The 270-nt window shown below is 43.0% G+C and carries 1 protein-coding gene; it reads left to right on the forward strand.

All coding sequences use genetic code 11. The features are described 5' to 3' along the window. Positions 1-270 (forward strand): hypothetical protein (locus AAEY83_RS15300; protein WP_351060261.1); only part of this gene is annotated, 270 nt, incomplete at both ends.

Consider the following 270-nt stretch of genomic DNA (forward strand, 5'->3'; position numbering starts at 1 on the left):
GTATAAAGTGCTTGGTAAACCGCTCGATTCGCAAGGCTCTACAGCACAAAAAACTAAAAGACCTACGCTTGCAAAGAACCCAACATTACTAGAAACAGCTTTTGATCAAGCTATTCAAGATACAGAAAAAACACAAAACTACGAAGTAACGCAAGCAACGCGCAGCTCATCACGAGTGCAACCAATAGAGCTGTTGCCAGATGGATTGCAAGCCATGTTACCGCCACTTAAATATCAGGCGCATATATATTCCTCTGCACTCGATAAGCG

Source organism: Psychrobacter sp. TB20-MNA-CIBAN-0197, from assembly GCF_040309765.1.
GTDB lineage: Bacteria > Pseudomonadota > Gammaproteobacteria > Pseudomonadales > Moraxellaceae > Psychrobacter > Psychrobacter submarinus.